General features: G+C 65.6%; 9 protein-coding genes. 4 read left to right on the top strand and 5 right to left on the bottom strand.

Annotated elements, in window-relative coordinates:
- A partial coding sequence (locus PMI40_RS06785) for a TonB-dependent receptor plug domain-containing protein (protein WP_008113487.1) occupies positions 1-821 on the bottom strand: 821 nt, incomplete at its 3' end.
- A gap of 250 nt (positions 822-1,071) precedes the next feature.
- On the opposite strand from PMI40_RS06785, the gene PMI40_RS06780 reads away from it, so the two are divergent.
- Both PMI40_RS06780 and PMI40_RS06775 read left to right on the top strand, forming a co-directional pair.
- Positions 1,072-1,827, top strand: a complete 756-nt coding sequence (locus tag PMI40_RS06780; protein WP_008113485.1) for a response regulator — start codon at positions 1,072-1,074, stop codon at positions 1,825-1,827.
- Positions 1,824-3,149 carry an ATP-binding protein gene (locus PMI40_RS06775; protein ID WP_238540908.1) on the top strand — a complete coding sequence of 442 codons (1,326 nt, stop codon included), beginning with the start codon at positions 1,824-1,826 and terminating at the stop codon, positions 3,147-3,149. Before PMI40_RS06780 ends, PMI40_RS06775 begins: the two co-directional genes overlap by 4 nt.
- A gap of 3 nt (positions 3,150-3,152) precedes the next feature.
- Here PMI40_RS06775 and PMI40_RS06770 read toward each other — a convergent pair whose 3' ends face one another.
- A complete protein-coding gene (locus PMI40_RS06770) occupies positions 3,153-3,821 on the bottom strand; it encodes a glutathione S-transferase (RefSeq protein WP_008113482.1) in 669 nt (222 codons plus the stop codon).
- Between the two features lie 49 nt (positions 3,822-3,870).
- Between PMI40_RS06770 and PMI40_RS06765 the strand changes: the two genes are divergently transcribed.
- Positions 3,871-5,316, top strand: coding sequence for a PLP-dependent aminotransferase family protein (locus PMI40_RS06765; RefSeq protein ID WP_008113479.1), 1,446 nt, complete (start codon positions 3,871-3,873; stop codon positions 5,314-5,316).
- A gap of 51 nt (positions 5,317-5,367) precedes the next feature.
- On the opposite strand, the gene PMI40_RS06760 is transcribed toward PMI40_RS06765, so the two are convergent.
- The 3 genes from PMI40_RS06760 to PMI40_RS06750 form a co-directional block, all read right to left on the bottom strand.
- Positions 5,368-5,613, bottom strand: a complete 246-nt coding sequence (locus PMI40_RS06760; protein WP_008113477.1) for a helix-turn-helix domain-containing protein — start codon at positions 5,611-5,613, stop codon at positions 5,368-5,370.
- Between the two features lie 8 nt (positions 5,614-5,621).
- A complete protein-coding gene (locus PMI40_RS06755) occupies positions 5,622-7,946 on the bottom strand; it encodes an FdhF/YdeP family oxidoreductase (RefSeq protein WP_008113475.1) in 2,325 nt (774 codons plus the stop codon).
- Between the two features lie 107 nt (positions 7,947-8,053).
- On the bottom strand, positions 8,054-8,542 hold the full coding sequence (locus tag PMI40_RS06750; RefSeq protein WP_008113472.1) for an Lrp/AsnC ligand binding domain-containing protein: 489 nt from the start codon (positions 8,540-8,542) through the stop codon (positions 8,054-8,056).
- A 124-nt stretch (positions 8,543-8,666) separates the two neighbouring features.
- On the opposite strand from PMI40_RS06750, the gene PMI40_RS06745 reads away from it, so the two are divergent.
- Complete coding sequence (locus PMI40_RS06745) at positions 8,667-9,968, top strand: D-amino acid dehydrogenase (RefSeq protein WP_008113471.1); 1,302 nt, start codon at positions 8,667-8,669, stop codon at positions 9,966-9,968.
- Positions 9,969-10,090: the final 122 nt, after the last annotated feature.

Here is a 10,090-nt window from a genome sequence, read left to right as displayed (position 1 = left end):
GCGGTGGCGGCCGCCTGCGCCAGCGTGTGTTGCGACGAGCCCGAGCGCTTGACCTGCGAGGTCCCGGCTTCGAGCAGGATGTCGTGGTTCTTGTTGGGGGTGATCGACAGGCGCGCCGTCAGGTCGGTGTCGAGTGCCTTGGTGTTGCCATTGAGGATGCGGTCTTCCTGGCGCTTGTAGACCTTGCCCCACAATTGCAGCCCGACCAGGTCGGCGGCGACCGGCCCGTTCAGGTAGAACTGGCCCTGGTAGGAATCGCCCGAGTCATCGTGCTGCTGCATGATGGTGTCGACCGTGATCGCCCCGCCCCACTTGCTGGCGACCTTCTTGGTGATGATGTTGATCACCCCGCCCATGGCTTCGGAACCGTACAGCGACGACATCGGACCGCGTACCACTTCGATGCGTTCGATGGCCGCCAGCGGTGGAATGTAGCTCTGCTCGAAACCGGCATTGCCGTTGGTGCGGGCGTCGCGCGTGCTCTGGCGCTTGCCGTCCACCAGGATCAGCGTGTAGGCGCCGGGCATGCCGCGAATGAAGATGTCCTTTTCGCTGGCCGTGCCGGTCACGGTGACGCCCTCGGTGTCGGACAGCGCATCGGTCAAGTCGCGGAATTGCTTTTTCTTCAGCTGCTCGGGCGTGATCACCGAGATGCTGGCCGGCGCATCGACCACTGCCTGCTCGAAACCGGTGGCGGTGACCACCACTTCCTTGAGCCCCTGCTCGCTGGTCTGCGCTTGGGCACCGACGGCCAGCAAGGTCATTGCGGTGGCCACGGCCGTCGCGGCACGGGTGGGCATGAATCGTTGTGAGTAGTGCATGAGGTTCCCCAAGGTGTTGGCTGCGCCCCCGCATGTCACCGCACGGGCGCCACCCTGCCGGCGAGCATTCGCCTGCAAAGCCGCACCGGTTCTGGGCTGGGGGGTCGTCAGTAAAAATGACTTGATTTGCAAATGAGAATTATATTCATTTAAAATCGCCGAAAGTTTGTCAAAGTGTGGCAACCCGGACCGGGCGCGCCACACTTTGCCTGTCCCGGCCGCCAGCGGCCATACTCAGCGGGAACCCCCCATGCAAGCGCAACGCCACATTCTCGTGGTCGACGACCACCTCGACATCTGTGAACCGCTGGCCGCCTACCTGCGGCGCCAGGACATGCAGGTCAGCATGGCGTTCAATGCGGCCCAGGCGCGTCGGCAGTTGGCCCGGCAGGCGTTCGACCTGGTGGTGCTGGATGTGATGATGCCGGGCGAGGATGGCCTGTCGCTGTGCCGCCACATCGCCCAGGGCAGCGGCACGCCGGTGATCCTGCTGACCGCCAGGTCGTCGCTGGCCAGTAAGGTCTCGGGACTGGAGCATGGCGCCGACGACTACCTGGTCAAGCCCTTCGATCCGCAGGAATTGCTGGCGCGCATCAAGACCGTGCTGCGGCGCCTGGCGCGCGCGCTGCCTGCGGCAACGCCAACGCCATCGGTGCAGCCTGCGGCAAGCCAGGCGATCGGCCGCTATGTGTTCGACGAATGGACACTGGACGTCGAGCGCCGCCAGCTGCTGGACCGCGATGGCATGGCCGTGACCCTGTCGAGCGTCGAGTACCGGCTGCTGCGGGTGCTGGTGGAGCATCCCAATACCGTACTCTCGCGCGACCGGCTGATCGACCTCACCGCCGGCGCAGACGCACTGGCGTTCGACCGTAGCATCGACAGCCAGGTCAGCCGCCTGCGCAAGAAGCTCGAACCCGATCCGCGCCGCCCGAGCCTGCTCAAGACGGTGTGGGGCAACGGCTATCTGCTGGCGGCCCAGGTCAGCAGCCAGGCGGCAACGTGAAGCCGTGGCCACGCACCATGGCGGCCCAGTTGCTGGGGCTGCTGTTGGTCGGCCTGGTGGCGGCCCATGTGGTGGGGCTGTTGCTGGTGGTGACCAACGGCGAGAACATCCATTCGATCTCGCGCGAACAGATGACCGAACATGCGGCCGTGGCGTGGCGGCTCGGCGCGCTACCCGAGGCGCAGGCACGCCAGGCGCTGGCGGCGGCGCGCAACGACAACGCCCGCTATACGCTGGACGCGGCCAGCGACGTCTGGCCCGACTACGAACAGGGCCTGGACCAGGACCTGATCCGTACCCAGCTGGCCAGTTCGCTGCAACTGCCGGCCGACGCCATCCGGGTCAGCCTGGTGCGACTCGACGCCCGCCGGGGCGACCTGCGCATCTCGCTGCGCACGCCCGACGGACGTTGGGTCAACACGCTGCAACATCCGGTGATGTCGCAGGCCTGGCGCCGTCCACTGCGCTTCTCGGTACCGGTCAGCACCCTGCCGGTGCTGCTGATCGTGTTCCTGTTCGTGCGCCGCATCCTGCGTCCGATCAAGGCGCTGGCGCATGCGGCCGAACGCGTCAGTCGCGGCGAGCAGGTCGATCCGCTGCCGGTCACGGGGCCGTCCGAAGCGCGCGAGGTGACCCAGGCCTTCAACCTGATGCAGCAGCGCATCACCCGCTTCGTCGACGACCGCACCCGCATGCTGGGCGCCATCAGCCATGACCTGCGCACGCCCATCACGTCGCTGCGGCTGCGCGCCGAACTGGTGCAAGACGAGGGATTGAAGGCGGCGATGATACGCACCCTCGACGAGATGCGCGTGATGGTCGAGGAAACCCTGCGTTTCGCACACGACGATGCACGCAATGAGGATACGCGCGAAATCGACCTGCACGCGCTGCTGCGCGACGTTGCCGACGAACAGCGGGCCCAGGGGCGCGACGTGCAGGTACGCAGCACGTCGGCGGTCGCCCTGCCCTACCGCTGCCGGCCGGTCAACCTGAAGCGGGCCTTGAGCAACCTGGTCGACAATGCGGTGCACTACGGCCGTCGCGCGCGCATGGCACTGGGAGCCGGCAGCACGGGCATGCTGGAAATCCATGTGGAAGACGACGGCCCGGGCATTCCCGCCGAGCGCCTGGAAGAGGTATTCCAGCCCTTCGTGCGGCTGGACCCGTCACGCAGCCGCCAGCGGCACGATGCCAGCAACGTCGGCCTGGGCCTGTCGATTGCGCGCTCGTGCGTGCAAGCCCATGGCGGACGGCTGGAACTTGAAAACCGCAGCGATGGCCAGGCCGGCCTGCGCGCTGTGATCAGCCTGCCGGCCTGAACCTCAGCGCAACAGTTCGTAGGGACCGCCACGCTCCAGCGCCCGCTGATAGGCTGCACGCGCATGGATGGCCTCGAGAAACCGCAGCAGGCGCGGATAGCGCTGGTCGAGCCCGCCGCGCGAGCGCAAGCCCTCCACCGGAAAACTCATCTGGATATCGGCGGCGCTGAAGGCGACGCCGGCAAACCAGCCACCGCGACCCAGTTCGTCCTCCATAAACTGCAGGTGGCGGCCCAGTTGCGGCGTGATCATGCGGCCCTTGAAGCCATTGGCGATCATGCGCGCAACAGGACGGATCAGCGCCGGCACCGCGCCGGGCAGGCGGCTGAAGATCAACTGCAACAACAGCAATGGCATGGCCGAGCCCTCGGCGTAATGCAGCCAGTAGCGATAGCGCTGCCGCTCCTGCGTGCCGGCCGCCGGCAGCAGGCGCCCATCGTCGTAGCGCTCGAGCAGGTATTCGACGATGGCACCGGATTCGGCCACCGTGACGTCGCCATCGGTGATGACCGGCGACTTGCCCAGCGGATGCACCGCCAGCAGCTCGGGCGGGGCCAGCATGGTCTTGGGATTGCGCTGGTAGAACTTGATCTCGTACTCGAGACCCAGCTCTTCCAGCAACCACAGCACGCGCTGCGAGCGCGAATTGTTCAGGTGATGCACGGTGATCATGGTCTGCGCCTTGTAGAATGCGGGGGATAACTCTACACCGCAACCGCCCATGGCGCTCACACCCCTCTACAAGCAATTCGCCGAACAACTGGCGAGCTCGATCCGCGACGGCGTGCTGCAGCCGGGCGAACGCATCGCCTCGGTGCGCAGCGCCAGCCAGCAGAACAAGCTCAGCGTCACCACCGTGGTGCGCGCCTACGAGTTGCTGGAGAGCCGCGGCATCATCGAAAGCCATCCGCAATCGGGTTACTTCGTGCGCCAGCCGGCGCTGCGCGCGGCGGCCGAGGCGCGCGCCCGTCCCGCCCAGCAGGACCACCCGGCCTGGCAGCAATCGACCGAGGTCGACGTCAGCCGCCTGGTGCTGGCCACGCTCAAGACCATCCAGCAGGACGGCACGGTGCCACTGGGTTCGCCCTACCCCAACCCGGCGCTGTTCCCGTCGCAGCGGGTGGCGCAATATGCCGGGCGCATCACGCGGGCGGCCAGCCATTCCAGCGTATTCGACGACCTGCCGCCAGGCCATCCGGACCTGCTGCGCCAGATCGCCCGGCGCTATCTCGAAAACGGACTCAAGGTCGATCCCGACGAAATCGTGGTGACGGTGGGCGCGACCGAGGCCATCAACCTGTGCCTGCAGGCGGTCGCCCGTCCGGGTGACACGGTGGCCGTCGAGACCCCCACCTTCTATGCCATGCTGCACGCCATCGAGCGGCTGGGCATGCGGGCACTCGAAATCCCCACCGACCCGCAGCGCGGGCTGGACGTGGACGCGCTGGCCGGCATCGTGCAGAGCCAGCCGGTAGCGGCCTGCATGGTGATGCCGAACTTCCAGAATCCGCTCGGCTTCCAGATGCCCGACCAGGCCAAGCAGGCCCTGGTGCGACTGGCCCAGGCGCACCAGATGCCGCTCATCGAGAACGCGGTCTACAGCGAGCTTTATTACGGCAGCGCCCATCCATCCTCGCTCAAGAGCCACGACCGGGAAGGGCTGGTACTGCACTGCTCATCGTTCTCCAAGAGCCTGACCTCGGCCTACCGCATCGGCTGGGCGATGCCGGGGCGCTACCGGGAGCAGGTCGAGAAATTGAAGTTCCTCAATACCCTGGCCACGCCGACGGCGCCGCAACGGGCCATCGCCGAATACCTCACGCAAGGCGGTTTCGAACGCCACCTGCGACGCGTGCGGCGCGCCTTCGCGCAGCAACGCGACCTGATGCGGCACTTCGTGCTGCGCTTCTTCCCGGCCGGCACCAAGGTGTCCGAGCCGCAAGGGGGTTATGTATTGTGGGTGGAGTTGCCGGCCAGGGTGGATGCGATGGAACTGTACCGCCGCAGCCTGGCACTGGGCATCACGGTGGCGCCGGGGCGTATCTTCGCGGCGACCAACCGCTATAGCCATTTCATCCGGCTCAACTACAGCTACCCCTGGTCGCGCGAGATCGAACAGGCGTTGCGGCTGGTCGGCAGGCTGGTCGAGGAACTGGCCGGCGCCTGAGCGCATGGCGCAGCCGATGGCGGCGGCAAGCCGCAGGCGCCTTGCGGGCTGCTATGTCCCGGGTGGCAGCGCCAGCTGCACGCTGCCGGTCCCGTCTTCGTTGGACACCACCACCACCACCCCCGCTTCTTCCAGCGCCGTCAGCAGGCGCCGCAGCGTACTCATGCGCAATTGGGTGCGCTTGGACAAGCGCGCCAGCGACAGCGGCGCGCCGCCGCTGCGCTCGGCGTCGGCCTGCAGTGTGTCGAGCACCAGCACCAGTTCAGGCGGCAGCCCATGGTCGGCCTCGTCCGCCATGCGCACGCTCAGGCCGCCACCGTCTGCCGCGCCGAGCGCGACAGCAAGACCGGGATCGACTTGGAGGTGGGGGTACGGGCGCCGTCGGCGAAGCTCTCCAGCGGCACCAGCGGATTGGTCTCGGGATAGTAGCTGCCGATGCAACCCCGCGGGATGTCGTACTCGACCAGCAGGAAACCGTCGGCGCGACGCTCGATGCCGTCGTCCCACACGCTGACCAGGTCGACCCACTCGCCATCCTCGAGGCCCAGCAGGTCGAGGTCGGCACGGTTGATGAACACCACCCGGCGCTGGCCGAACACACCGCGATATCGGTCGTCCATGCCATAGATGGTGGTGTTGTACTGGTCATGCGAGCGGGTGGTCATCAGGGTCATCAACTTCTCGCCGTGGATCCTGCGGGCACGGTGGATAGGCGTGTCCTTGGGGATCGCATGCACGATGAAGTTGGCGCGGCCGCTGGCGGTCTTCCAGACCCGGTCGCGCGAAGCCACGCCCAGGTGGAAGCCGCCCTTGTTGGTGATGCGCTGGTTGTAGCCCTTGAAGGCGTCGTACACCTTCTCGATGGCGTCGCGAATGCGCGAGTAATCCTCGGCGTACCACAGCCAGTCGATCTTCTTGCCGTTGTTACGCGACTTCATGGTGGCTTCGGCCAGGTGCGCCACGATAGCCGTTTCGGACATCAACTGGTCCGATGCCGGCTTGTTGATGCCGTAGGAGACGTGCACCATGCTCATCGAGTCTTCCACCGTCACGCCTTGCGGCCCGGCCTTCTGGACGTCGATCTCGGTGCGGCCCATGGTCGGCAGGATCAGCGCGTCCTTGCCATGCACCAGGTGGCTGCGATTGAGCTTGGTGGTGATGTGGACCGTCAGGTTGCATGAGCGCATCGCCTCGAAGGTGCGATAGGTGTCGGGGGTGGCCATGGCAAAGTTGCCGCCCAGGCCGATGAAGACCTTGGTGCGGCCTTCCAGCATGGCCATGACCGAACCGACCGTGTCGTTGCCGTGGTGGCGCGGCGCCTTGAATTCGAATACCTGCTCGAGCCGGTCGAGGAAGGCCGCGGTCGGCTTTTCGTCGATGCCCACGGTGCGGTCGCCCTGCACGTTGGAGTGACCACGCACCGGGCACAGGCCGGCGCCCGGCCGGCCGATATTGCCGCGCAGCATCATCATGTTGGACAACAGCTGGATCGCGCCCACGGCGTGCTTGTGCTGGGTCAGGCCCATGCCCCAGGTGGCGATCACGGCGCGGCCCTTGACGTAGACCTGGGTCAGTCGTTCGATGTCGTCGCGCGACACGCCCGACTCGCCGATGATGTCGTCCCAGCTCTCGGCGCGCACGTCGGCGGCGAAGGCATCGAAGCCGGCGGTATGCTCGGCGATGAATTGCACATCCAGCACCCGCTCGGTGCCGGCCGTCACGGCGGCATCGTCGAGTTCGATGGTGCGCTTGATGACGCCCTTGATCAGGGCCAGGTCGCCGCCCAGCTTGGGATGGATGAACATGGAACTGATCCGGGTGCTACCCATGGTCAGCATCTCGACCTTGCTCTGGGGATCGGCAAAGCGCTCCAGGCCGCGCTCCTTGAGCGGATTGATGGCGACGATGGTGGCACCGCGCTTGGAGGCGTGGCGCAATTCGCCCATCATGCGCGGATGGTTGGTGGCCGGGTTCTGGCCGAACAGCAGCAAGGTGTCGCACAGGTCGAAGTCGTCCAGCAGGACGGTGCCCTTGCCGATGCCCACCGTGCCCGGCAAGCCGACACTGGTCGGCTCGTGGCACATGTTGGAACAGTCGGGGAAGTTGTTGGTGCCGTACTGGCGAACGAAAAGCTGGAACAGGAAAGCGGCTTCGTTGGACGCGCGCCCGGACACGTAGAAATCGGCCATGTTCGGGTCGGGCAAGGCGTTGAGATGGCGGGCCATCAGCGCGAATGCGTCCTGCCAGGCAATCGGAACGTACTTGTCGCTGGCCGCGTCATAGACCATCGGCTGGGTCAGGCGGCCATGTTCCTCGAGTTCGTAGTCGGACTGCTGCATCAGCTCGGCCACCGTGTGGCGCGCAAAGAAGTCGTTGGTCACGCGCTTCTTGGTTGCCTCGGCGGCTACCGCCTTCACCCCGTTCTCGCAGAATTCGAAGGTCGACGTATGTTCGCGGTCGGGCCAGGCACAACCGGGGCAGTCGAACCCGTCGGGCTGGTTCTGCGACAGCAGGGTGCGCAGGCCGCGGCCATCGGCGACGTGTTCCTTGACCAGATTCAAGGCCACGTATTTGAGGGCGCCCCAACCACCGGCGGGTTGGTTGTACTGTTCGATTCTTGGTTTGGACATAGCGGATGAGAACGGATTGGTTCCAGATTCAGGCAGTCTAGGGCCGGGCTCCGGCGGCTTGCATGCACAGTCGCCCGGGCAGAAACAGAGTACAGTGCCCGGCCGCTTCAGGGCACCAGCGACAGGGCCAGGGTTTCCTTGATCTCTTCCATCACCACATAACTCTTGGATTGCGCCGCGCCGGGCAATTGCAGCAGGATGTCACCGAGCAGCTTGCGATATTCGGCCATGCCGTGGATGCGCGCCTTGATCAGGTAGTCGAAGTCGCCCGATACCAGGTGGCATTCCTGCACTTCGGCAATCCGCAACACCTCGCGCCGGAACTGCTCGAACATGTTACCGGACTTATGATTGAGCGTGATCTCCACGAACACCAGCAACGTCGCGCCTACCGCCTCCGGATTGACCCGCGCGTAATAGCCGCTGATGACGCCGTCGCGCTCCATGCGCCGCACCCGTTCGATGCACGGCGTGACCGACAGGCCCACCAGTTCGCCCAGGTCCTTCATCGACATGCGGCCGTCGTTCTGCAGCGCCGCCAGGATCCGATGGTCGAGTTTGTCGAGGGTGCGCACCGATTGCTGCTGGGTTCTCATGTTTTTACTTTTTATAAGCCGTTATTCGATACTAATCACTAAATTAGTCTTTTAATTCAGGAACATCAACTAGGCGAGCGCCCATATCATAGCCGAATAATCTATATCAGCCAGGGGGTTTCACATGCGGGTCGTCATTCTTGGAAGCGGTGTCATCGGTGTCACCAGCGCCTGGTACCTGGCGCAGGCGGGTCACGAGGTGACCGTGCTGGATCGCCAGGCTGGCCCCGCCCTGGAAACCTCGTTCGGCAACGCCGGGCAGATCTCGCCAGGTTATGCCTCGCCCTGGGCGGCGCCGGGCATTCCGCTCAAGGCGCTCAAATGGATGTTCCAGCAACACGCGCCGCTGGCCATCCGTCCCGACGGCACGCTGCGCCAGCTGCGCTGGATGTGGCAGATGCTGGTCAATTGCGACGCCGCACGCTATGCACGCAACAAGCAACGCATGGTGCGCCTGGCCGAATACAGCCGCGACTGCCTGCGCCAGCTGCGCGGCGCCACCGGCATCGCCTACGAAGGGCGCCAGCAGGGCACGCTGCAATTATTCCGTACTCGCCAGCAACTCGACGCTGCCGCGCGTGACATTGCCGTGCTGGAGGACGCCGGCGTGCCGTACGAATTGTTGACGGCCGAGCAACTGCACCGTGCCGAACCCGCGCTGGAACGGGTGCGCGACAAGCTGGCCGGTGGCCTGCGCCTGCCCAACGACGAAACCGGCGATTGCCAGTTGTTTACCACGCACCTGGCGCAACTGGCCGAACAGGCCGGTGTGCGCTTTCGTTATGGCGTGTCGATCGATTCGCTGGCCATGGCGGGGGGCAGGATCGCCGGGGTCGCCTGTGGCGGCGAGCTGGTCCAGGGCGACGCCTACGTGGTGGCGCTGGGTTCGTATTCGCCGCAATTGCTGCAGCACGTGGCGGGCGTGCCGGAGATCCCGGTCTATCCATTGAAAGGATATTCGATCACGGTGCCGGTGCTCGACGCCAGCGCCGCGCCGGTATCGACCATCCTCGACGAAACCTACAAGATCGCCGTGACCCGCTTCGACGACCGCATCCGGGTCGGCGGCATGGCCGAGATCGTCGGCTACGATACCGCCCTGCGCGCCAAGCGCCGAGCCACCCTGGAGATGGTGGTCAACGACCTGTTTCCGGGCGCCGGCGACACCGCGCAGGCCAGCTTCTGGACCGGCCTGCGACCGATGACGCCGGACGGCACGCCGATCGTGGGTGCCACCGCCGTGCCCAACCTGTTCCTCAACACCGGCCACGGTACGCTGGGCTGGACCATGTCCTGCGGCTCGGGACAGTTGCTGGCCGACCTGATCTCGGGCCGGCGTCCCGCCATCGCCCATGCCGACCTGGCGCTGCAGCGCTATGCCGATGGCGGCCATGGCGCCGCAACGGCCAGCCTGGCCGGGGCTTGAGCCTCGACCATGACGGATTTTTCCCGCCGTGTAAGAAAAATCCCACAACGCTTACATGACCTGACTGACTCCCCTCGCCTGCGCTTTTATCAATAATCGACTTGAAGATCGGTTACGTGGCC

The organism is Herbaspirillum sp. YR522 (assembly GCF_000282575.1).
GTDB lineage: Bacteria > Pseudomonadota > Gammaproteobacteria > Burkholderiales > Burkholderiaceae_D > Herbaspirillum.
This window is presented reverse-complemented; position numbering and strand designations above follow the sequence as displayed.

Coding starts and splice junctions, on each gene's coding strand:
- PMI40_RS06745 (WP_008113471.1), top strand. CDS start 8,667: ATGCGGGTCGTCATTCTTGGAAGCGGTGTCATCGGTGTCACCAGCGCC.
- PMI40_RS06765 (WP_008113479.1), top strand. CDS start 3,871: ATGGCGCTCACACCCCTCTACAAGCAATTCGCCGAACAACTGGCGAGC.
- PMI40_RS06755 (WP_008113475.1), bottom strand. CDS start 7,946: ATGTCCAAACCAAGAATCGAACAGTACAACCAACCCGCCGGTGGTTGG.
- PMI40_RS06770 (WP_008113482.1), bottom strand. CDS start 3,821: ATGATCACCGTGCATCACCTGAACAATTCGCGCTCGCAGCGCGTGCTG.
- PMI40_RS06760 (WP_008113477.1), bottom strand. CDS start 5,613: ATGGCGGACGAGGCCGACCATGGGCTGCCGCCTGAACTGGTGCTGGTG.
- PMI40_RS06780 (WP_008113485.1), top strand. CDS start 1,072: ATGCAAGCGCAACGCCACATTCTCGTGGTCGACGACCACCTCGACATC.
- PMI40_RS06750 (WP_008113472.1), bottom strand. CDS start 8,542: ATGAGAACCCAGCAGCAATCGGTGCGCACCCTCGACAAACTCGACCAT.